Origin of the sequence: Glycomyces tenuis DSM 44171, from assembly GCF_000427885.1 — a bacterium.
In the GTDB taxonomy this organism is placed as follows: domain Bacteria; phylum Actinomycetota; class Actinomycetes; order Mycobacteriales; family Micromonosporaceae; genus Glycomyces; species Glycomyces tenuis.
Window position 1 is genome coordinate 237,060 of the sequence record NZ_ATYW01000002.1, and the last position, 22,435, is coordinate 259,494.

A 22,435-nucleotide genomic window follows, 5' to 3' on the forward strand; every position below is an offset into this window, starting at 1 on the left:
CGGTGGCCTACCGCCGTCTCCACAGCGCCTCGCCCGCGCGCGGGCTCCCCGAGTTCCCCTGGGACCGGCTGGCCCCGTTCAAGGAGCTCGCGGCGTCGCACGCGGAGGGCCTGGTCGACCTGTCGGTCGGCACGCCCGTCGACGAGGTCGCGCCCGCCATCCGGCAGGCGCTGTGCGAGGCGGCCGACCGGCCCGGCTACCCCACCGTGGCGGGCCCGGCCGAGCTCCGCGAGGCGATCCGGTCGTGGCTGCACCGCCACACCGGCGTCGGGCCGGAAGTGGCGGTCCTGCCCACCGTCGGCTCCAAGGAGCTCGTCGCGAACCTGCCCGCCCAGCTCGGCGTCGGGCCCGGTGAGGCGGTCGCCTACCCCGAGATCGCCTACCCCACCTACGAGATCGGTGCGCTGCTGGCGAAGGCCGAGGCGCTGCCGGTGGCCGACCCGCGCGACGCCGCGGGCCGGAGGCTCCGCCTGGCCTGGATCAACTACCCGACCAATCCCACCGGCGCGGTCGCCTCCGCCGAGCACCTGCGCGGCCTGGTGCGCTGGGCCCGCGAGCACGGCGTCGTGCTCGCCTCCGACGAGTGCTACCACACGCTCGGCTGGGACCCGGACCGCCCGCCGGTGTCGGTCCTGGACCCCGCGGTCAACGACGGCGACCTCACCGGGCTGCTCGCCGCGCATTCGCTCTCGAAGCGGTCGAACCTGGCCGGGTACCGCTCGGCGTTCCTCGCCGGGGACCCGGCGATCATCGCCGACCTGCTCGAGATCCGCCGGCACTCGGGGTTCATGGTGCCCTGGGCGGTCCAGCGGGCCACGATCGCGGCCCTCCAGGACGAGGAGCACGCCATCGAGCAGCGCCTGCGGTACGAGTCCAGGCGCTCGACCCTGCGGGCGGGCCTCGAGGCCGCCGGATTCCGCATCGACGAGTCCCACGCGGGCCTGTACCTGTGGGCGAGCAGAGGCGAGGACTGCTGGTCGACGGTGGCCTGGCTGGCCGAGCGCGGCATCCTGGCCGCTCCCGGCGAGTTCTACGGGGCGAAGGGCGCCGAGCACGTGCGGGTGGCGATGACCGCCACCGACAAGGCCGTCGCCGCGGCCGCCGGACGCCTCGGTTGAGGCGCCGGAGACGAACGACAGGGCCCGCGGCCGGAGGCCGCGGGCCCTTCGCTTCCGGCTAACCCACCGGTTCCTGCGGCTCCGGCGCCACGGGGTCCTCCACCGGTGGCGCGGCCCCCTGCACCGTGGCCAGAGCCGTCTCGCCTACCTCGAGCATCGCGGCGACGTCCGGCACCGTCGGCGCCGCGAGTCGTCTGCTCCGACTGGACTCCATGCACGGCCGGAGGGACGTGACCTTTCGGTGAAATGCACCGGAGGAATACGGTCGGTACCGCTCGTCAGGGTCACATCGGCGTCATTCTCGACAACGTCGGCGAACGCATTGGCGTTTCGTCGGAGCTTCGGGCCACACTGGTGAAATGACAGACTCGCTCCTGATCGGCCGGGACCACCCGGCCGCGACCCTGCGCGCGGCGGTGGAGCGGACCGTGGCCAGCCACGGCGGCCTCGCCCTGGTCACCGGCGAGGCCGGCATCGGCAAGTCCACGCTCGTCACCGGCGTCGCCGCGGGCCACCGGGACGACATGCTCGTCGCCTTCGCCACCTCATGGGAGTCCGAGGCCGTCCCGGAGTACTGGCTGTGGACCCAGGTGCTGCGCTCCCTGCGCGGCCAGCTCGGCGAGGACGCCTGGAGGGAGCTGCCCACCGGCGCGCCCGCGGTCGGCGCGCTCCTCGGCGAGGCCGAGGGAGCCCTGCCCGACCAGTTCGAGCTGTTCGACGCGATCACCCAGCTGCTCATCGCCGCCTCCCACCGCAGGCCGCTCCTGGTCGTCCTCGACGACCTCCACTTCGCCGACGCCGGCAGCGTCGAACTGCTCAAGTTCGCCGCCCAGCACACCTGGTTCGAGCGGGTCCTGTTCGCCGCCACCTACCGCGACTCCGAGATCGACCCCGGCCACCGGCTCCGCGCCCGGATGCTCTCCATGGTCGCCAAGGCCACCGTCATCGCGCTCGACGGCCTCGACGAGGACGGCGTCGCCGAGCTCGTCCGCACCACCGTCGGCGCCGTCCCCGAACCGGAGGTGCTCGCCGAGATCACCCGCCGCACCGGCGGCAATCCGTTCTTCGTCGAGCAGACCGCGCAGCTGTGGGCCTCGGGGCAGCGGGTCGACGCCACCACCGCCGGGATGCGCGACGCCCTCCAGCGGCGCATCGACCAGCTGCCCGAGCCGCTGCTGCGGATGCTCACGCTCGCCTCCGTCGGCGGCAGGGAGTTCCACCCCGCCGTCATGTCCCAGGCCGCCGGGATCGAGGTCGACCGGATCGAGTCCGCGCTCGACGCCGCCTGCCAGACCAGGCTCATCCGGCGCGAACGCGACCGCTACGTCTTCGTCCACGACCTGGTCCGCGAGACGCTGTACCGCAGCATGAGCGAGGAGGAGGGCGCCCACCACCACGGCTGCATCGTCCGCGCGCTCGTCGCCGACGAGTCGCTCCAGAAGCTCATGCTCACCACCGAGATCGCCCACCACGCCTGGCTCGCCGGCGAGGACCTCGATCCCGAGACCGCCGTCGAATTCCTCGCCCGCGCCGGCACCGAGGCCAACGGCTGCCTCGCCGTCGGCGGCGCCGAGAAGTACTTCCGCCGCGCCTTGGAGCGCTGCACCCCCGCTATGGTGCGCAGGAGGGTCCTGCTGCGGCTCGACCTGGCCGGGGCCGTCAACTGGATGCGCCGCACCGACGAGGCCCGCACCCTCTACGACCAGGCGCTGATCGAGGCCGAGGACTCCGGCGACCCGATGCTGCTCACCAGGGCCGCGATGGAGGTGCCGCAGACCGAGCGCGTCGACGAGCTCGTCCGCCTCAAGTCGATCGCCTACGCCGGGCTCACCGGTGAGGCCGCCGAGCCCGGCCTCGACCACGAGGAGCTGACCAGACGGCTGCTGTACCGATACATGTTGGCCGCCCGCGACGGCGGATCCGATGAGGACCTCGCCTTCGGGCTGTGGGCCGCGCACTCGGTCAACTGGGGGCCGGGCACGGCCGCCGAACGGCAGGCCATCGTCGAAGAGCTCGGCGAGGTCACCCGCCGCACCGGCGATGTCGAGATGCGCCTCTACGCCGAATCCCTCGGGTGGATCGTGCTCCTCGAGCAGGGCGACCCGGGCTACCGCGCCCAGTTCGCCCGCTTCCGCGCCTTCGCCGAGGACAGCGACCTGGAGCGCTGGCAGGGCGCGATCCAAGTCGACGGCGCCATCGTCGACATGGTCCAGGGCCGGTTCGAGGACGCCGAGGCGCGCCTCGGCGCCGCCCTGGAACTGGCCGGCGACGACCCGATGCACGCGCACATGCTGCGCCACGTGCAGTGGGAGCTGCGAATGGCGCGCGGCGAGGCGCCCGAGGTGCTGCCGGAGGTGTGGGGCGCGGCCTTCGGCGGCGGCTGGCACGCCGACCTGCTCACCGCCGTGACCGCGCTGCGGCGCGGCGACCTCGACTACGCCCGCGCCGTCCACTCGCGGCTCGAGGACGGCCCCGAGCTGTACGGCGCCTGGGAATCGCTGCTGCTGCGGTTCGAGGCCGAGCTCGCCGTCGCCGACGGGGACACGGAGATGATCGCGCGGCTGCGCGAACGCCTCGGCCCCCACGAAGGCGAATGGCTCATCGCCCTCTGGGGCACCAGCGTCAACGGGCCGATCAGCTACTGGCTGGGGACGCTCGCGGCCGCGGCGGGCGACCCGGCCCAGGCCGCGAAGCACTTCGAGGCCGCGATCGAGCAGTCCGAACGGCTCGACGCCCGGCCGTGGGCCGAACGCGCCCGCAAGGACGCCGCCGCCCTCACCGTGCTCGTCCCCGAGCCGGGCCCCGCCGAGACCGGCGAGGTCTTCCGCCGCGACGGCGCCACCTGGACCCTGCGGTACGAGGGCCGCACCGTCCACCTGCCGCACACCAAGGGCCTCGCGGACCTGCACCGCCTGCTGCAGCGACCCCACGCCGAGGTCTCGGCGGCCGAACTGCTCGACCCCGAGGCGGGGGAGGCGCTCGCCGCCGACGCCAGGCTCGGCGGCGACGACCTCCTCGACGCCGAGGCCCGCGCCCGCTACCGCGACCACCTCGAAGCGCTCGACGAGCAGATCGACACCGCCGTCGCGCTCGGCGACGACGCCCGGGCCGCCGTCCTCGACGCCGAACGCCAGGCCCTCATCGACCAGCTCAAGGCCGCCACCGGGCTCGGCGGCCGGTCGAGGCGCCTGGGCGACAACGCCGAACGGGCCCGCAAGAGCGTCACCAACCGCATCCGCAACACCCTCAAGAAGATCGAGGGAAGCCACCCGGCGCTGGCCGAGCACCTGCGGACGGCGATCGCGACCGGATCGAGCTGCGCCTACCGGCCCGACGGCGAGGCGCCGTCCTGGCGCCTGTGACGCGGCGCCTCCGGACCCCGGGCCCTCCGAACGGCAGTGAGGCCGGGCGGGGCGTCCCCCGCCCGGCCTCGCCGGGTGTTGTTCAGTGGTGGTTCACTTCCGGTTGTAGGCCCTGACGGTCAGGAAGCCGAACACCGCGATGAAGCCCGCGCACCAGATCAGCGTGGTGGTGACCGCGCCGGACTGGACGTTCCCGTCGAACAGGCCCCTGACGCCGTCCACGAGCTGGCTGATCGGCGTGTTCTTCACGATCGGCTGGAGCCAACCGGGCATCGTCGAGGGGTCGACCATCACGTTGGACAGGAAGGTCATCGGGAACATGATCGACATCGAGATCGACATGACCGTCTTCTCCGAGCGGGTGATCACGCCCAGCCAGGTCCACAGCCACGAGAAGGAGAAGGCGAACACCAGCAGCAGCGCGATGCCGAGCAGGACGCCGTCGGCGCCCCCCGCGGGCCGGTAGCCCATGACCATGCCGGTGCCGAACATGATCACTCCTGCCGCGGCGTAGCGGAACACGTCCGCCAGCAGGTAGCCGACCATCGGAGCGGCCCGCCAGATCGGCAGCGTCCGGAACCGGTCGGTCACCCCCTTCTGGATGTCGATGTTGACCGACATGCCGGTGTACATGGTGGTCATCGCGATGCTCATGACCATGATGCCCGGCAACAGGAATTGCAGGTAGTCACCGGTGCCGCCGGCGATCGCGCCGCCGAACAGGTAGGTGAACATCAACAGCATGAGGATCGGGAAGACCAGGATGTCGGACAGTTGCTCCGGCACGTGCTTGATCTTCAGCATCGAACGCCAGCCGAACGTCCGCGCCGCCGCCCAAGCGCTCGGCGCCGCGGGGCGCTCGCTCTGCGCCAGCAGCTTGCGCAGCCGGTCCTTCTCAACCGGCGCCGGGGCATCCGGGTCTGACTTGGTCTTGGTCTCGGTGAAGGCCATGATCGGTTTCCTTTCCTTAACGTCTTCGAGGGATTCAGGCGTCGACACGGTCGGTCAGGGCGAGGAAGACCTCGTCCAGGCTCGGCTGGCCGAGCGAGAAGTCGTCGACGAGGATGCCGGCCCGCGCGAGTTCGCCGAGGGCGTGCGAGCCCTGCGTGGCGGTGTCCTCGCCGGGTTTGAGCAGCGCCGTCAGCGCCACCGGGTCGTCGTCGAGCTCGACGTCGGCGCCGAGCGCTTCGGCCAGGACCCGCTGCGCGTGCTCGCGCTGGTCGGAGTGGTGCAGCCGCAGCCGGATCGAGCCGGCGCCCACGGAGGACTTCAGCTCGCCGGGGGTGCCCTCGGCGATGACCTTGCCGGTGTCGATGACCGCGATGCGGCCCGCCAGTTGGTCGGCCTCCTCCAGGTACTGGGTGGTGAGCAGGACCGTGGTGCCTTCGCCGACGATCGTGCGGACGACCTCCCACACCTGGTTGCGGCTGCGCGGGTCGAGCCCGGTGGTGGGCTCGTCGAGAAACAGCAGCTTGGGGGTGATGATGATCGAGGCGGCGATGTCGAGCCGGCGGCGCATGCCGCCCGAGTAGGACTTGACCTGCTTGCCGGCCGCGTAGCTGAGACCGAAGGCGTCGAGGAGGTCCTCGGCGCGGGAGCGCGCGGCGGGCTTGGCGTAGCCGTAGAGGCGCGACAGCAGGACCAGGTTCTCGACGCCGGTCAGGTCCTCGTCGAGCGAGGCGTACTGGCCGGTGAGGCTCACCTGGGTGCGCACGGCGGCGGCGTCGGTGGTGATGTCGTGGCCGAAGACGCTCGCGGTGCCGGCGTCGGGACGCAGCAGGGTGGCCAGCATCCTGACGGTGGTGGTCTTGCCGGCCCCGTTGGGGCCGAGCACGCCGTAGACGGTCCCGGCCGGGACGGTCAGGTCGACGCCGTCGACGGCCTTGATGTCCTTGAAGTGCTTGACGAGCCCTTCGGCTCGGATCGCGGTGTCGCGGTTCGTCATGATGGCCTCCTGGGTGGGTTTCTCAGCTCTCACCCAGTAGGCGCTACACCTCCGACACAAGTGCCCGCTCGACCCGCTACATCAGATGTAGCAGTGTCCGAGGACACATTTCCAAGAGCGACCCGAGCGGGGAGGCCGCGCCTTCCCCGCTCGGTTTCACCGCTCGCGGCGGCAGCGGTGCCGCGCTTCGCTTACACGGCGTGGCGTTTGGGGCGGACCACCAGCCACAGGATCAGGGCCGCTATGCCGGAGGCGATCGCGATGAGCGCCGCGGTCGTGTTCCACGCGCCCGGCAGCTTCAGCTCGTAGAAGTCGGCCAGGATCGGGATGGACAGGACCGTCAGGAACGCGGCGCCGCAGGCCGCCACCAGGACGAACTTCCACAGCGTGTACGGCTTGGCGACGATCGCCAGCGCCGCCAGGGCGATCGAGAACAGCGTGATCCCGGCCGTCGTCTGCGTGTCGATGCGCGGCCCGCCGTGGTTCAGCGACGCGAGGTAGACGATGAACGTCGGGATCGCGCACGCCAGCCCCGCCGGGATCGCGAAATGCATCACCCGCGTGATGAAGCCCGGCTTGGCCCGGTCGAAGGTCGGCGCCAGCGCCAGGAAGAACGCCGGGATGCCGATCGTGAACATGTTCAGCAGGCTCTGATGCAGCGGGTTGAACGGGTACGGCAGCTGGTCGCCGCCGGCGATCCACGCGATGATCGCGCCGACGCCCACGAACATGGCCAGCGCGATCGCGTACACCGTCTTGGTCAGGAACAGGTTCGAGACGCGCTCGATGTTCCCCAGCACCCGGCGGCCCTCCGCCACCACGTGCGGCAGCGTCGCGAACTCGTCGTCGAGCAGCACCACCTGGGCCACCGAGCGCGCCGCCGGCGAGCCCGAGCCCATCGCGATGCCGAGGTCGGAGTCCTTGAGCGCGAGGACGTCGTTGACGCCGTCGCCGGTCATCGCGACCGTGTGCCCCTTCGCCTGGAGGGCCTTGACGAAGTCCCGCTTCTGGTGCGGCTGGACGCGCCCGAATATCGTGTTGTTCTCCAGGATCTCGGCGAGCTCGTCGGGGTCCTCGGGCAGGCGGCGCGCGTCGACCGTGTCGCCCGCGCCGTCGACGTCGAGCTGCGCGGCCACCGCGCCGACCGCGGCGGGGGAGTCGCCGGAGATGATCTTGATCGCGACGCCCTGCTCCTTGAAGTACTCCAGCGTCGCCGCCGCCGTGGACCGCAGCCGCTGCCGCAGCACCACGAGCGCCTTCGGGGTGATGCCGCTCGCGCCGCCGGTCGTCGACGCCTCCTCGGCCGTCACCAGTGCCAGGACCCGCAGGCCCTGGGCGGCGAGCATGTCGGCCTCGAGTGCCATCGGGTCGTCGGAGGACAGCAGGACGTCGGGCGCGCCGAGCAGCCAGGTGCCGTGGTCGGTGAACCGCACCCCGCTCCACTTCCGCGCCGAGGAGAACGGCATCGACTCGATGACCCGCCACCCGGGGTCGACCGTGCCGTTCTCGCGGAGGTGGTCCGACACGGCCTGCATGGTCGGGTTCGGGCTGTCGTCGGCGGCGGCGAGCGCCGCGAGCGCCTCCGAGGCCTCGTCGCCCGCCGCCCGGATCTCCTCGACGTCCATGCCGCCCTCGGTGAGCGTCCCGGTCTTGTCCAGGCACAGCACGTCGACGCGGGCCAGGCCCTCGATGGCGGGCAGCTCCTGCACGAGGCACTGCCGCCGCCCGAGGCGGATGATGCCGACGGCGAACGCGACGGAGGTGAGCAGGATCAGGCCCTCGGGGATCATCGGCACGATCCCGGCCACGGTGGAGACGATCGAGTCCTGCCAGTTCTCGTTGTCGGCCAGCTGGCTGATGATGAGCAGGGTCGCGACGGGGATGATCAGCCACGAGATGAGCTTGATGAAGCGGTTGATGGCGGTCTGGAGCTGCGAGTTCGCCCGCTTGAAGCGGCTCGCCTCCTCGACCAGCCTCGCCGCGTAGGAGTCCGCGCCGATCTTCTCGGCCCGGAACACGCCGGTGCCGGCGACGACGAACGACCCCGACTGCACCTGGTCGCCCGGCGCCTTCGCGACCGGGTCGGCCTCGCCGGTCAGCAGCGACTCGTCGATCTCGAGGTTCCTGGACTCCACCACGGGCCCGTCGACGACGATGCGGTCGCCGGGGACGATAGCGACCAGGTCGTCGCGCACGATCTCGGCCGGGTCGATCTCCACGGTCGATCCGTCGCGGACGACCCTCGCGTTCGCCTGGTTGACCAGCGACAGCTTGTCGAGGGTCCGCTTGGCGCGCAGCTCCTGGATGGTGCCGATCGCGATGTTGGCGAGGATGACGCCGGCGAACAGCGTCTGCTTCCAGTCGCTGAAGGTCAGGGCGATGAGCGCGAGCACGCCGATGAGCGCGTTGACCGGCGTGAAGAAGTTCGCGCGCAGGATCGCCGACAGCGGTCTGCTCGTGTGCCGCTTGGCTTGGTTCACGGCTCCGGCCTCGACGCGCTCGGCTACCTCCGCCGCGGTGAGGCCGCGATTGCCGGCGAGCATGGGTGTTGTCACGCCGCCAGCTTATGCGATGGCGGCCCACCGGAGGTTCCGCCGTAAGACCGGTCCTGCGGTGTCGCTCCTCCTCCGGCCGAAGGAGTCCGGATCGGCCGAATTGCGGGAGACGGGACCGCGCCCGGGCCCGGACGGGTTCACGGCCTGCGAGCCCCGCCGGGGCGGCCCGTAGAATTCTTGGACATGGCCAAAGTACTCACACCGCAGAGCGAGGACTTCCCTCGCTGGTACCAGGACGTCATCGCCAAGGCCCAGCTGGCCGAGAACGGCCCGGCGAAGGGCCAGCAGGTGATCCGACCGTCCGGTTTCGCGCTGTGGGAACGCATGGTCGACGAGATGGACGAGCGCATCAAGGAGACCGGCACCGAGAACGCCTCGTTCCCACTGCTCATCCCCGAGTCCTACTTCAAGCGGGAGGCCAGCCACGTCGAGGGCTTCGCGCCCGAGCTGTGGATGGTCACCCACGGCGGCGGCAAGGACCTTGAGGAGCCCCTCGCGGTCCGCCCCACCTCCGAGACCGTCATCGGCGAGTACATGTCGAAGTGGGTCAAGTCCTACCGCGACCTGCCCCTGCTGCTCAACCAGTGGTGCAACGTCATGCGCTACGAGCTGCGCACCCGCCTGTTCCTGCGCTCCTCGGAGTTCCTGTGGCAGGAGGGCCACACCGTCCACGCCACCTACGAGGACGCCCACGCGTTCACGCTGCGCATCCTCCACGAGGTCTACGCCGACTTCATGGAGAGCGTGCTGGCCCTGCCGGTCCTGCGCGGCATCAAGACCGAGGCCGAGCGCTTCGCCGGGGCCCTCAACACCTTCGCGGTCGAGGCCCTCATGCGCGACGGCAAGGCCCTCCAGATGGGCACCTCGCACGAGCTCGGCCAGAACTTCGCCAAGGCCTTCGACATCCAGTTCCTCGGCGCCGACGGCGAGCAGCACCACGGGTGGACCACCTCCTGGGGCACCTCGACCCGCATGGTCGGCGGCCTCATCATGGGCCACGGCGACGACGCCGGGCTCCGCGTCCCGCCGCGTCTGGCCCCCGTCCAGGCGCACGTGATGGTCGTCAAGGACGCCGACGAGGTCCACGCCGCGGCCCGGAAGGTCTACGAGGAGCTCAAGGGCGACGGCGTGCGCGTCAAGCTCGATTCGCGAGGCGACGTCGCCTTCGGGCGCCGCGCGGTCGACGCCGAGCTCAAGGGCTACCCGGTCCGCATCGAGATCGGCCCCCGCGACCTCAAGAACGGCGAGGCCACGCTGGTCAGCCGCGTCGAGGGCTCCAAGGAGACCATCCCGCTGGGGATGCTCGCCGAGGCCGTCGCCACCGCGCTCGAGGCCGCGCAGCAGGAGCTGTGGGACGAGGCGCTGTCGTACCGCGAGGAGCACACCGCCGACGCCGCGAGCGTCGACGAGGCGATCGAGGCCGCCCAGACCGGCTACGCGCGCCTGGCGTGGGACCTGTGCGGCACCGAGGGCGAGGCGAAGGCCGCCGAGGCGGGGGTGACGGTCCGCGTCCTCCAGCGCGCCGACGGCTCCGTTCCGGACTCGCTGGATGAGGACGGTCTCATCGCCTACCTCGCCCGGTCGTACTGAGTGCCCGGTGCGATACACTTCGACGCTGTAATGAGCTTTGGGACGGGTGCCCTCTCAACAACCGTGACGCAAAGCCAGGTTTTGGCGCCGCAGCAATCCAGCATCTCCACTTGGAACGCGGCTGCGCCGACGTGATCCTTACAACAGGAGTTACAAGAACGTGGCAGTGAAGATTCGACTCACGCGGATGGGGAAGATTCGCACCCCCCAGTACCGCATCGTCGTGGCCGACTCGCGCGTCAAGCGCGACGGCAAGGTCATCGAGAACGTCGGGATCTACCACCCGAAGGAGAACCCGTCCCGGATCGAGGTCAAGTCCGACCGCATCCAGCACTGGCTCTCCGTGGGCGCCCAGCCCTCCGAACCGGTCAAGCGCCTGCTGTGCAAGACCGGCGACTGGCAGCAGTTCAAGGGCCTGCCGGCCCCGGCGCCGCTGAAGACCGCCGAGGACAAGGCCGACAAGGCCGAGCTGTACTCCGGCGCGCTCAAGGAGGCGGGCATCGACCCGACCAAGGCCGCCGAGGAGGCCGAGGCGAAGAAGACCGCGAAGAAGTCCGCCTCGAAGGCCAAGAAGTCCTCCGAGAAGAAGGACGAGTCGGCTAAGACTGAAGAGGTCAAGGCCGACGAGACCGCCGAGGCTCCCGCCGAGGCGGCCACCGAGGCCCAGGCCTCTGAGGACAAAGGGGAGTAACCGTGTTGCGGCCAGCGCTTGAACACCTTGTGAAGGGCATCGTCGACCACCCCGACGACGTCCGGGTCCGTCTGGTCGACTCCCGTCGCGGTAAACGGCTCGAGGTCAGGGTCAATCCCGACGACCTCGGGACGGTGATCGGCCGGGGTGGTCGGACCGTCAACGCTCTGCGGCAGATCATCGGCTCGATCGGTGGCCGCGGCATCCGCGTTGAGGTCGTCGATTCGTACTGAGTGAGACCGCACGGCCCCGAGGCTCGCCTCGGGGCCGTTCTCGTGCGCGGCCCCCGGTCCGCGCCCATCGCTGAGAGGAAGTTCCATTGGCACAGGTCGTCGTCGGCCGCATCGTGCGCCCGCACGGGGTGCGCGGCGAGGTGATCGTCGAGGTCCGCACCGACGACCCCGACGCGCGGTTCCGGCCCGGGACCGAATACGACACCCCGAAGGGGACGCTGCGGGCCGAGACCGTGCGCTGGCACCAGGGCCGCCCCATGCTCACCTTCGCGGGCGTGACCGGCCGCGAGGCGGCCGAGGCGCTGCGCGGCACCGAGCTGACGGTCGAGCTGCCGTCCGAGGACCTGCCGAGCGACGGCGAGGAGTACCACGACACCGAGCTGATCGGCCTGCGCGTGGTCGAAGGCGACGGCACCGAGATCGGCACGATCGCCCGCGTCGACCACGGCCCCGCCTACGAGACCCTCGTCGTCAAGCGCCGCGGCACGCACCCGGCGCTCATCCCCTTCGTCGACGAGATGATCGACGACATCGACACCGAGGCGGGCACTGTCGTCGTCGAGCTCCCGCCGGGCCTGCTGGAGCTGTGATGCGCGTCGACATCGTCACCGTCTTCCCCGAGTACCTCCGGCCCCTCGAGCTGTCCCTGATCGGCCGCGCCCGCCAGCGTGGCCTGCTCGAGCTCGATGTGCACGACCTGCGCCGCTGGACTCACGACGTCCACCACTCCGTCGACGACAGCCCGGCCGGAGGCGGCGCGGGCATGGTCATGAAGCCGCAGCCGTGGGGCGAGTGCCTCGACGAATTGATCCCCGGGGAGGACCGGCCGCGCCTGCTGGTGACCAGCCCGGCCGGGACCCCGTTCACGCAGGCGATGGCGCACGAGCTCGCGGCCGAGCCGTGGCTGATGTTCGCGTGCGGCCGCTACGAGGGCATCGACCAGCGCGTGGTCGACTACGCCGCCGAGCGCATGGAGGTCACCGAGGTCTCCATCGGCGACTACGTCCTGTTCGGCGGCGAGGTCGCCGTCCTGGCGATCGTCGAGGCCGTGGCGCGGCTGCTCCCCGGCGTGCTCGGCAACGCCGCGTCCCTCGCCGACGAGTCCCACAACGACGGCCTCCTGGAGGCCCCCGCCTACACCAAGCCCGCGTCGTGGCGCGGGCACGAGGTCCCGCCGGTCCTCCTCTCGGGTGACCACGGGAAGGTCGAGCGCTGGCGGCGCGACCAGGCGATCCTGCGTACCGCCCGGGCCCGCCCCGATTTGCTGGAGCGCCTGGATCGCGGTAGCCTCGACGAACGTGACCGGCGCCTACTTCGAGGGGCCGGCGTCGCGCTGCCCGACGTAGATGTGGCAGAGTAATGGTTTGCCGTGATGTGCTGTTCGTTCGCAGTACCTCTCCCGGTGAAAGCTGCCGAGCACTGTTGATTCAACGAGGTAATCATGAACGTTCTGGATGAGCTGAACGCTGCTTCCATGCGGGCCGACGTGCCCGACTTCCGTCCCGGCGACACCGTCCGCGTCCACGTGCGCGTGCAGGAGGGTGCCCGGTCGCGTGTCCAGGTGTTCCAGGGCGTCGTCATCCGCCGCCACGGCGCGGGCCTCGGCGAGACCTTCACCGTCCGCAAGCTGAGCTTCGGCGTCGGCGTCGAGCGCACCTTCCCGGTCCACGGCCCGATGGTCGACAGGATCGAGGTCGCCAGCCGCGGCAAGGTCCGCCGCGCGAAGCTGTACTACCTGCGCGAACGCAAGGGCAAGCGCGCCACCAAGATCAAGGAGAAGCGCGAGATCTGATCCGCGCCAAGAGCTTTCGGCCCCGGACCGAACCGGTCCGGGGCTTCCTCTTTCCTCCCGATTTCGGTTAGGCTCGCTGCATGAGTCCTGGTTCCCCCGATGACCGCGGGGCCAAGGGGCCTCGCCGCATCGATTGGAGCCGACTCCCCGGTCCAGGCAACGGTTCGGACGAGCCCCTGCCCCCGCAGGGCCGCCCTCGGCGACGCGGCCCCGCCCCGCCCGAAGGCACGCCTCACCGCCCTTCGACGCCCGCCGGCGGCATCCCCAAGCGCGGTGGCACACCGGCGGGAGGCATCCCCAAGCGCGGCGCCACCCCCAGCGGCGGCATTCCCAGGCGCGGCGTCCCCACCGCCGGAGGCGCCCCCAAACGCGGCGCGACGCCCTCGGGCGGCGTCCAGCGGAACCGGCCCGCGCCGCCGCCCAAGGGCGCCCAGCGGCGCGGCGCGCCCCCTCCCGAACGCATGCCACGCGTCGGCGACGGCCGCACCGGCTCTCACCCGCAGGTCACCGGCTCCTACAACCGGGTGACCGGCACCCACGAGCAGGTGGACCCGAGCGAGGCCCGCCAGTCCAAGAAGCGCCGCACCGGCAAGGACGGCGAGCCCGAGAGCCGCCTCTCGCAACCGCACAAGCGCCACTACCTCTCGCTGTGGGTCGAGCTGCCGCTGCTGCTGGTGGTGGCGTTCTCCGCGGCGGTCCTGCTGCGCACCTTCGCGGTGCAGCCGTTCTACATCCCCTCCGGCTCGATGGAGCAGACCCTCCAGGAGGGCGACAAGGTCCTCGTCCTCAAGCTCACCACGACGCTGCGCAGCCCCCAGCGCGGCGAGGTCGTCGTCTTCCGCGGCACCGACGAATGGGACCCCGAGTACCGGCCCAAGAACGACGGCACGGCCCTGTCCGATTTCGGCACGGCCGTGCTCGACCTGGTCGGCCTCGCCGAGCCCGACGAGAAGGACTTCATCAAGCGGGTCATCGCCATCGGCGGCGACACCGTCTCCTGCTGCGACGCCGACGGCAACGTCCAGGTCAACGGGATCTCCCTGCACGAGGACGAGTACGTCTACGACGACGCGCCGCTCGACGTCGAGCCCGGCAACTGCCACTCCAGGCGCTTCGATCCGGTGACCATCCCCGAAGGGCACGTGTGGGTCATGGGCGACCACCGCGGCAACTCGCAGGACTCGCGCTGCCAGGGGCCGGTCCCGGTCGAGAACATCATCGGCAGGGCCATCGCCCTGGTGTGGCCGACCGACCGCGCCAGGGAGCTCGAGATCCCCGCGTCGTTCGACGTGCTCGAGGGCACCGCAGGGACCGTCGAGAGCCCCGAGAGCCCCCAGGGCGAGGAGGCGGACGCGGCCGCTCACTGGAGCGGCCCGGGCGGGTTCTCCGCCGAGCAGCCGCCCGCGGTCGCGGCGGCCCACGGCGCGCGATCGTCGAAGCGGCCGGCCCGCGGCTCGCGGGCCTCACCGAGGGCACGGCCGATTCGCGGTCTCCGGGCTCCACCGCGAGTGGGCGTACCGGGGGTCGCAGCGCGACCGCGTAGACTCGCACCGTGATCGAAGAGGGGCAAGCGCCTGGCGCGGACGGCGGTGGCGCCGAAGAGTCATCCGGACAACAGCCCGACAAGAAGAAGAAGGGGTCGTTCTGGAAAGAGCTGCCGATCCTGCTCGTCGTGGCGATCGCGGTGGCATTCGTGGTGCGCACATTCGTCGTCCAGACGTATTACATCCCTTCGGGTTCGATGGAGACCACCCTTGAGCTCGACGACCGGGTGCTGGTCAACAAGCTCGTCTACGACTTCTCCGAGCCCGAGCGCGGCGAGATCATCGTGTTCACCGCCCCCGAGTCCTGGCGCTCCAGCATGGAGGAGGACGAGTTCATCAAGCGCGTCATCGCCGTCGGCGGCGATCACGTGGTGTGCTGCGACGACTCCGGACGGATCACCGTCAACGGCGAGCCGCTCGACGAGAGCGGCTACCTCTATGTGAACCCGCTGACCGGCGAGCAGAACGTGCCGTCCCAGGATCCTTTCGACGTGGTGGTGCCCGAAGGGCGCCTGTGGGTCATGGGGGACCACCGGCAGGCGTCGGGGGACTCGCGCGAGCGCTTCGTCCGCACCGGCGGCGACATAGAGGCCTCCACGATCAGTGTCGACGCGGTCATAGGCAAGGCCTTCGTGCTGTTCTGGCCGGTCGACCACGCCAACTGGTTCAGTGTCCCGGAGACCTTCGAGGACATACCAGATCCATCTTGACCGTGTTGCGTCCGACCTCTTCCCGGATGCGCCGCGAGAGCGACCTGTACGCGCTCGAGGCGGCGCTGGAGCGGCGCGGCCTCGGTCCCGTCGCGGGGGTCGACGAGGCCGGCCGCGGGGCCTGCGCCGGCCCGCTCGTGGTGGCGGCGGTGCTCCTGCCTCCGAGCGCGCGAGTCGACGAGCTCGGCGATTCGAAGCTGCTGACCGAGGCCGCCCGCGAACGCGTCTTCGAGCGGCTGCGGCGCGGCCGCGCCGAGACCGCCGTCGTCGCCTACGGCCCGGACGAGATCGACCGGCGCGGCGTCGGGGTGTGCAACCTCGAAGGGATGCGACTGGCCGTGGCGAGGCTCGCCTCCAGGCCCGGGTACGTCCTCACCGACGGTTTCGCCGTCGCCGGGATGCCCACCGGGAGCCTCGGCGTGGTGAAGGGCGACCGGACCGCCGCGTGCGTGGCCGCCGCCGGAGTGGTCGCGAAGGTCACGCGAGACCGCCTCATGAACGAGCTGGACGGGCGCTACCCTCACTACGGCTTCGCCGCGCACAAGGGCTACGGGACGGCGGCGCACGAGGCGGCGCTGCGCGAATGGGGGCCGTGCGAGCAGCACCGGATGACGTACGCGAACGTGGCGGCGCACTGTGCGAGGTGAGGGGAAGGGCGGGCCGCGTCGGCGGCGGCCAGGTCGACATCTGCGCGGGCGCGCCGCCTGCGGAGATCCGCGTTCGCCCGTCCCGCCGCCGCGCGCGAAGACATACTTCAGGATCATCATGTCGACGCCTCCGGGGACAGGCTTTCGCCCTCGCACTATCGTGGGAATGGTCGTTGAGAAGAAGGAGCAGTGTTGAGCGCCGAGGACCTCGAAAAATACGAGACCGACATGGAACTCCAGCTGTACCGCGAATACCGCGACATCGTGCGGCAGTTCACCTACGTCGTGGAGACCGAGCGCCGGTTCTATCTGGCCAACGCGGTGGAGGTCAACGTCAGGGGCGCTGACGCCGAGACCTACTTCGAGGTCGAGATGACCGACGCGTGGGTGTGGGACATGTACCGCCCGGCCCGTTTCGTCAAGCACGTCCGCGTCCTGACCTTCAAAGACGTCAACGTCGAAGAACTCGACAAGCCGGACATCACCTTGCCTTGAGCCCCGAAGGCCCCAGACCTTCGACATCGCCCGTGGGATTTCCGGCTCGCCTGGGGCCTCTGTGCAAACCCCGACAGGCGCTGTCCGGCCCGTTCGCCCGCTCGCCGCCTCGTCGGGGTTTGCGCACAGACCCCGGGCGGTGCGAAAACCGTCCAGGGCCCGGGCTGGACGCGCGGCTAGTATGGTGCGGTGTCAACACTCCGTGATGTCGTCAGCGCCCACACCGAGCTGTCGTCGAACTCCGCCGCGCACCTCCAGCGGCTCGTCGCCGAATGGCAGCTGCTGGCCGATCTCTCCTTCGCCGACTTCCTGCTCTGGGGCGCGGTCAAGGGCCACCCGGGCCGCTTCGTCTGCCTCGCGCAGGTCCGGCCCACCACCGGCCCGACGGCATACGAAGAAGACCAGGTCGGACGCATCGTGGAGGGCACGGACGCGGAGCACCTGAGCGTCGCCTTCACCGAAGGGCGCATCTTCCGCGAGGGTGGCCCGGTGTGGCGCGGCCACGTCCCCTCCCGCCACGAGGCGATCCCGGTCCGGCGGCGCGACCGCAGCCAGGTCATCGCCGTCGCCGCGCGCGACACCAACCTCTCGGACATCCGCAGCCCGTCCCACCTCGAACTCAACTACCTCAAGACCGCCGACTACCTCGTCCAGATGCTCACCGACGGCGGCTTCCCCCCGCCGCTGCTGCCCGGCGAGCCGACCACGGCGCCGCGCATCGGCGACGGCCTGGTCCGCATCGGCGCCGACGGCCTGGTCCGCTACGCCTCCCCGAACGCCCTCTCCGCCTACCGGCGCATGGGCGTCACCGGCCACCTGAGGGACCGCGACCTCTCCGAGCTCACCCGCAGCCTGCCGGCCGACGCCGAGGCCGGCTCGGACGCGGCCCGCCGCATCGGCGACGCCCTCGCGGGCGGCACGCCCCGCCGCAAGGAGATCGAGGCCAAGGGCGCGACGGTGCTCATGCGGGCCCTGCCGCTGCGCCCGGGCGGCAAGCCCGCCGGCGCGCTCGTCCTGGTGCGCGACATCACCGAGGTCCGGCGTCTCGACCGCGAACTGGTCACCAAGGACGCCACCATCCGCGAGATCCACCACCGCGTCAAGAACAACCTCCAGACCGTCGCCGCGCTGCTGCGCCTCCAGGCGCGCCGGGTCGGCTCGCCGCAGGCCCGTGTGTCTCTTGAGGAGTCGGTGCGTCGCGTCGCCTCGATCGCGCTGGTCCACGAGACCCTCGCCCAGTCCTCCGACGAGTCGGTCGGCTTCGACCAGATCGTCGACCGCGTCGCGTCCATGGCCGTCGAGGTCTCCGTCGCCGAGTCGAAGGTCACCCTCCGGCGCGAGGGCACCTTCGGGGTGCTGCCGAGCGAGTACGCCACGCCGCTGGTCATGGTCGTCAACGAGCTCATCCAGAACGCCGTCGAGCACGCCTACCCGCCCGGCCAGGAGGGCGAGGTCGTCATCGGCGTCGCCCGCGACGGCGACCGCTTCCGCGTCACCGTCTCCGACCAGGGCAAGGGCCTGCCCGAGGGCTTCAGGATCGCGGGCTCGAACCGGCTCGGCCTCCAGATCGTCCACACCCTCGTCACCGGCGAGCTGCGCGGCACCATCGACATGCGCCCGCGCGCGGACGGCGGCACCGAGGCCGTGGTCGACTTCGCCCTCCAGTGACGAAGGAGCGGTGGGCGAAGCAGGGGTACAGCGCCCTCCAGTGACGAAGGAGCGGTGGGCGAAGCAGGGGTACAGCGCCCTCCAGTGACGAAGGAGCGGTGGGCGAAGCGGGNGGNNNGNNNCCTCCTCCGCCGGGCCGTGTCCAGAAACCGGGACGGCAGATGCCATTTGCCGGGAACTGTGTCATGCTTGCTGGCATGTCTCGCACGCACGGACTCCGACTGGTGGCACGTCGCCACGTCGACTTCTGCCGTGTGTTCAGCGCCGCCTGTCTGATGCGCGCTTAAACCGCTTCCGGCTTTCCGCCGTCGAACCGTGCCACACCCGTGTCTGCATTCAGGAGTACCGTGCCAACGCCAACGCGCAAACCCAGCCGCCCGAAAGGCCAGGGCCAGTGGGCCATGGGCCACCGCGAGCCGCTCAACAAGAACGAGCAGTCCAAGAAGGACGACAACCCGCTCAACGTGCGCCAGCGCATCGAGGGCATCTACGCGCACGGCGGCTTCGACTCGATCGACCCGGCCGACCTGCGCGGGCGCTTCCGCTGGTGGGGCCTGTACACGCAGCGCCGACCCGGCATCGAGGGCGGCAAGACCGCCCTGCTCGAGGACGAGGAGCTCGACGACCGCTACTTCATGATGCGCGTGCGCATGGACGGCGGCCAGCTCTCGCGCGAGCAGCTGCGCACCGTCGCCGGGATCTCCAAGGAGTTCGCCCGCGACACCGCCGACGTCACCGACCGCCAGAACATCCAGTTCCACTGGATCCGCATCGAGGACGTCCCCGAGATCTGGCGCCGCCTCGAATCGGTCGGCCTCGACACCCAGGAGGCCTGCGGCGACTGCCCGCGCGTCATCCTCGGCTCCCCGGTCGCCGGGGTCGCCGTCGACGAGGTCATCGACCCCACGCCGCAGATCAAGGAGATCCACGACCGGTTCATCGGCGACAGGAGCCTGTCGAATCTGCCGCGCAAGTACAAGACCTCGATCGGCTGGCTCCCCGACAACCCGTACGAGATCAACGACTTCTCGCTCGTCGGCGCCCACCACCCCGAGCTGGGGCCCGGCTTCGACCTGTGGGTCGGCGGCGGCCTCTCGACCAATCCGATGTTCGCCGAGCGCCTCGGCGTGTGGGTCTCCCAAGAGGACCTCGTCGACGTGTGGCTCGGGGTCACCCGGATCTTCCGCGACTGGGGCTACCGGCGCCTGCGCAACCGCGCCCGCCTGAAGTTCCTGGTCAAGGACTGGGGTGCCGCGAAGTTCCGCGAGGTCCTCGAATCCGACGCCTATCTGGGCCGCAGACTCCCCGACCTCGACGCGCCGCCGCTGCCCGAGAAGCTGATCGACCACATCGGCGTCCACGAGCAGAACGACGGCAACTACTTCATCGGCGCGGCGCCCCTGGCGGGCCGCGTCAGCGGGACCATGCTCGACCAGCTCGCCGACGTCGCCGAGAAGCACGGCTCGGACCGCATCCGCACCACCGCGCTCCAGAAGCTGCTGCTGCTCGACGTCCCCGCCGAGCGCGTCGACGAGGCCGTGGCCGACCTCGAGACGATCGGCCTGGAGGCCAAGCCGTCGCAGTGGCGCCGCAGCACCATGGCGTGCACCGGCATCCAGTTCTGCAAGCTCGCCATCGTCGACACCAAGGACCGCGCCCGCGACCTCGTCGCCGAGCTCGAGAAGCGCGTCCCCGAACTCGACGTCCCCATCTCCATCCACCTCAACGGCTGCCCCAACGCCTGCGCCCGCACCCAGACCGCCGACATCGGCCTCAAAGGCCAGCTGGTCACGGTCGACGGCATGCAGGTCGAGGGCTTCCAGGTCCACCTGGGCGGCGGCCACGCCGCCGCGGCGAGCCTGGGCCGCAAGTCCAGGGGCCTGAAGGTCGCCTCCGCCGACCTCGGCGACTATGTCGAGCGCGTCACCCGCCGCTACCTCGAGGCCAGGTCGGAAGGCGAGACCTTCGCGCAGTGGGTCCACCGGGCCGACGACGGGGAACTGCAGTGAGCGGCCGTGTCGTCCCCTACCACTGCCCGTACTGCGGAGAGGAAGACCTCAGACCCTACGAGCCGGAACCCGACAGCGACGTCGAGGCTCCCCGCGGCGGCTGGCACTGCCGCGACTGCACCCGGGTGTTCACCCTCAAATACCACGGGATGGCGCAGCCGCCGACCTCGGCCGCTCCGCCCACCGTCCACTCATCGCCACCCGACCCCGAACCGGAGTAGAGCATGACCGTCACGACGAACCGGGACCCCTTCGAGCTCCGCGACCTCGCCACCGACGCGGGAAAGCGGCTCGAAGACGCGTCGGCCACCGACATCCTCGAATGGGCCGTCGGCGAGTTCGGCGAGCGCTTCTGCGTGACCTCGTCGATGGCCGACGCCGCCGTCGTCCACCTCGCCTCGAAAGTCGCCCCCGGCATCGACGTGGTCTTCCTCGACACCGGCCTCCACTTCCCCGAGACCCTCCAGGTCCGCGACTTCGTGGCCTCGACCATGGACGTCAACGTGCGCTCGATCCAGCCCGACCAGTCGGTGCTCTCCCAGGACGGCGAGTTCGGCCCGAGGCTGTTCGAGCGGGCCCCCGACGAGTGCTGCGCGCTGCGCAAGGTGCTGCCGCTGAACACCGCCCTGGCCGACTACGACGCCTGGGCGACGGGCCTGCGCCGCGACGAGGGGCCGACCCGGGCGAACACCCGCGTCGTCGACTTCGACGTCACCCGCAGGAAGGTCAAGGTCTCCCCGATCGCCAAGTGGACCGAGGCCGAGCAGCTCGCCTACATCGAGCGCTACGACATCCCGGTCAACCCGCTGCTGAAGGACGGCTACCGCTCGGTCGGCTGCTGGCCGTGCACCCGGCGCACCGCGCCGGGGGAGGACCCGCGGGCCGGCCGCTGGGCCGCCTTCGACAAGACCGAGTGCGGACTGCATGTCTGAGGCCCCGCGGCGGCCTCAGGAGGACCCCGTCGTCCTCGTCGCGCACGGCAGCCCCGATCCCCGATCGCCGGCGGCCGTGCGCGCGATCGCCGAGGCCGCCGGCGCCCGCGTCGGCTTCCTCGAGTTCAACGAGCCCGACCCGGTCGAGGTCCTGTGCGCCCTGGCCGACGAGGGCGCCGTGCGCGCGGTGGCGCTGCCGCTGCTGCTGACCGACGCCTACCACTCCCGGACCGATCTCCCAGAGGTCGCCAGGCACGCCGCTGAGGCCCGTCCCGGCCTGACGGTGGACGTGGCCCGGCCGGTCGGCGACGAGTCCCTCGCCGAGGCGCTGGTGCGCGGCGTCCCCGACGACGTCGACGGCCTGGTGGTGCTGGCCGCCGGCACCCGGGTGGACCGCGGCCGGGAGCACGTCGGCCTCGTCGCCGCCGCAGCCGGTCGGCTGCTCGGCGTCCACGCCCAGGCGGGCTTCGCCTCCGGGCCGGGGCTCAGCGGCGCCGAGGCGGTCGAGGAATGCCGGACCCGGACCGGCGCGGAGCGCATCGCCGCGGTCTGCTACTTCATCGCGCCCGGCAGACTCTGCGACACGGCGGTCGACTCGGCCCGCTCGGCCGGGGTCGTCCACGTGGGCGAGCCGCTCGGCGCCGCGCCCGAACTGCTCGATCTGATCGCGGCCCGCGCCGCTGAAGCGTAGATCACTCGCCGAAGGGGCGGCCGTCGCCGAAGCCGACGGCCCGGCGCGTCGGCGGCGCCATGATCATCGCCAGCATCGCCACCGCCAGAGCCCAGGAGGCCAGGCCGAGGGCCGGGTGCGCGGCCTCCCGCAGGAACCACCCGACCGGCAGCCACAGCAGCGACATGAACACCGCTTGCGCGATCACGTTGCGGCGCTGAAGGAACCGGCGGCCGATGAGCCAGTGATAGGCGGCCAGGAGCCAGGCGACCACGACCACCCCGACTGCCGCGCTTGCCGAGTCGACTCCGCCGGTCACCACTTGGAGGAGGCCCCACCCGCCGGCGGCGGCGAGTCCGATTGCGAGGAGCCAGAACAGTCCTGCGGCAGCGATCACAGTCCAGGGGCGGTAGTCGCCACCCGGGGTTTCGGTGACGGCGCCCATGTCGGCGTCGGATTCGTTCACACACCAAC

Annotated in this window: 21 protein-coding genes; 17 read left to right on the top strand and 4 right to left on the bottom strand. The window is 71.1% G+C overall.

The features are described 5' to 3' along the window. Positions 1 to 2 precede the first annotated feature (2 nt). Together dapC and YWW_RS0103715 are read left to right on the top strand one after the other, a co-directional pair. Positions 3 to 1,118, top strand: coding sequence for a succinyldiaminopimelate transaminase (dapC, locus tag YWW_RS0103705; RefSeq protein ID WP_026929038.1), 1,116 nt, complete (start codon positions 3 to 5; stop codon positions 1,116 to 1,118). 359 nt (positions 1,119 to 1,477) lie between these two features. Further along, positions 1,478 to 4,480: an ATP-binding protein gene (locus tag YWW_RS0103715; RefSeq protein WP_051325338.1), complete on the top strand. Its 3,003-nt coding sequence runs from the start codon at positions 1,478 to 1,480 to the stop codon at positions 4,478 to 4,480. Between the two features lie 93 nt (positions 4,481 to 4,573). Here YWW_RS0103715 and YWW_RS0103720 read toward each other — a convergent pair whose 3' ends face one another. The 3 genes from YWW_RS0103720 to YWW_RS0103730 form a co-directional block, all read right to left on the bottom strand. Continuing rightward, positions 4,574 to 5,431 carry an ABC transporter permease gene (locus tag YWW_RS0103720; protein WP_026929040.1) on the bottom strand — a complete coding sequence of 286 codons (858 nt, stop codon included), beginning with the start codon at positions 5,429 to 5,431 and terminating at the stop codon, positions 4,574 to 4,576. Between the two features lie 34 nt (positions 5,432 to 5,465). Then, on the bottom strand, positions 5,466 to 6,425 hold the full coding sequence (locus YWW_RS0103725) for a daunorubicin resistance protein DrrA family ABC transporter ATP-binding protein (RefSeq protein WP_026929041.1): 960 nt from the start codon (positions 6,423 to 6,425) through the stop codon (positions 5,466 to 5,468). 191 nt (positions 6,426 to 6,616) lie between these two features. Continuing rightward, positions 6,617 to 8,980: an HAD-IC family P-type ATPase gene (locus YWW_RS0103730; RefSeq protein ID WP_211228414.1), complete on the bottom strand. Its 2,364-nt coding sequence runs from the start codon at positions 8,978 to 8,980 to the stop codon at positions 6,617 to 6,619. Positions 8,981 to 9,163: 183 nt separating this feature from the next. Between YWW_RS0103730 and proS the strand changes: the two genes are divergently transcribed. The 15 genes from proS to YWW_RS0103805 all read left to right on the top strand — a co-directional run bounded on the left by proS (position 9,164) and on the right by YWW_RS0103805 (position 21,982). Beyond that, a complete protein-coding gene (proS, locus tag YWW_RS0103735; protein WP_026929043.1) occupies positions 9,164 to 10,570 on the top strand; it encodes a proline--tRNA ligase in 1,407 nt (468 codons plus the stop codon). A 160-nt stretch (positions 10,571 to 10,730) separates the two neighbouring features. Further along, a complete protein-coding gene (rpsP, locus tag YWW_RS0103740; protein ID WP_026929044.1) occupies positions 10,731 to 11,261 on the top strand; it encodes a 30S ribosomal protein S16 in 531 nt (176 codons plus the stop codon). Positions 11,262 to 11,263: 2 nt separating this feature from the next. Further along, positions 11,264 to 11,494, top strand: coding sequence for an RNA-binding protein (locus YWW_RS0103745; RefSeq protein ID WP_026929045.1), 231 nt, complete (start codon positions 11,264 to 11,266; stop codon positions 11,492 to 11,494). An 86-nt stretch (positions 11,495 to 11,580) separates the two neighbouring features. Next, the gene (rimM, locus tag YWW_RS0103750) at positions 11,581 to 12,084 is read left to right on the top strand and encodes a ribosome maturation factor RimM (protein WP_026929046.1); all 504 of its coding nucleotides are present in this window, start codon (positions 11,581 to 11,583) and stop codon (positions 12,082 to 12,084) included. Next, positions 12,084 to 12,854 (top strand): tRNA (guanosine(37)-N1)-methyltransferase TrmD, encoded by a 771-nt coding sequence (trmD, locus tag YWW_RS0103755; protein ID WP_026929047.1) that lies wholly within the window; start codon positions 12,084 to 12,086, stop codon positions 12,852 to 12,854. Before rimM ends, trmD begins: the two co-directional genes overlap by 1 nt. Before the next feature lie 81 nt (positions 12,855 to 12,935). Further along, positions 12,936 to 13,286 (top strand): 50S ribosomal protein L19, encoded by a 351-nt coding sequence (rplS, locus tag YWW_RS0103760; RefSeq protein ID WP_026929048.1) that lies wholly within the window; start codon positions 12,936 to 12,938, stop codon positions 13,284 to 13,286. Positions 13,287 to 13,366: 80 nt separating this feature from the next. Beyond that, positions 13,367 to 14,842 carry a signal peptidase I gene (lepB, locus tag YWW_RS28165; protein ID WP_245595342.1) on the top strand — a complete coding sequence of 492 codons (1,476 nt, stop codon included), beginning with the start codon at positions 13,367 to 13,369 and terminating at the stop codon, positions 14,840 to 14,842. 98 nt (positions 14,843 to 14,940) lie between these two features. Beyond that, positions 14,941 to 15,540, top strand: a complete 600-nt coding sequence (lepB, locus tag YWW_RS0103770) for a signal peptidase I (protein WP_425402680.1) — start codon at positions 14,941 to 14,943, stop codon at positions 15,538 to 15,540. A 2-nt stretch (positions 15,541 to 15,542) separates the two neighbouring features. Further along, a complete protein-coding gene (locus YWW_RS28170) occupies positions 15,543 to 16,187 on the top strand; it encodes a ribonuclease HII (protein WP_245595351.1) in 645 nt (214 codons plus the stop codon). Positions 16,188 to 16,379: 192 nt separating this feature from the next. Next, a complete protein-coding gene (locus YWW_RS0103780) occupies positions 16,380 to 16,682 on the top strand; it encodes a DUF2469 domain-containing protein (protein WP_026929050.1) in 303 nt (100 codons plus the stop codon). 189 nt (positions 16,683 to 16,871) lie between these two features. Further along, a complete protein-coding gene (locus YWW_RS0103785; RefSeq protein ID WP_026929051.1) occupies positions 16,872 to 18,350 on the top strand; it encodes a sensor histidine kinase in 1,479 nt (492 codons plus the stop codon). A gap of 347 nt (positions 18,351 to 18,697) precedes the next feature. After that, positions 18,698 to 20,359, top strand: a complete 1,662-nt coding sequence (locus tag YWW_RS0103790) for a nitrite/sulfite reductase (protein ID WP_281170972.1) — start codon at positions 18,698 to 18,700, stop codon at positions 20,357 to 20,359. Continuing rightward, positions 20,356 to 20,580: a hypothetical protein gene (locus YWW_RS28175; RefSeq protein WP_035697141.1), complete on the top strand. Its 225-nt coding sequence runs from the start codon at positions 20,356 to 20,358 to the stop codon at positions 20,578 to 20,580. The genes YWW_RS0103790 and YWW_RS28175 overlap by 4 nt, the downstream gene beginning before the upstream one ends. A 3-nt stretch (positions 20,581 to 20,583) precedes the next feature. Then, positions 20,584 to 21,291: a phosphoadenylyl-sulfate reductase gene (locus YWW_RS0103800; RefSeq protein WP_026929053.1), complete on the top strand. Its 708-nt coding sequence runs from the start codon at positions 20,584 to 20,586 to the stop codon at positions 21,289 to 21,291. Next, complete coding sequence (locus YWW_RS0103805) at positions 21,284 to 21,982, top strand: sirohydrochlorin chelatase (RefSeq protein WP_026929054.1); 699 nt, start codon at positions 21,284 to 21,286, stop codon at positions 21,980 to 21,982. The genes YWW_RS0103800 and YWW_RS0103805 overlap by 8 nt, the downstream gene beginning before the upstream one ends. 1 nt (position 21,983) lies before the next feature. Here the strand turns inward: YWW_RS0103805 and YWW_RS0103810 are convergent, their stop codons facing one another. After that, the gene (locus tag YWW_RS0103810) at positions 21,984 to 22,427 is read right to left on the bottom strand and encodes a hypothetical protein (protein WP_026929055.1); all 444 of its coding nucleotides are present in this window, start codon (positions 22,425 to 22,427) and stop codon (positions 21,984 to 21,986) included. Between the last annotated feature and the right edge of the window lie 8 nt (positions 22,428 to 22,435).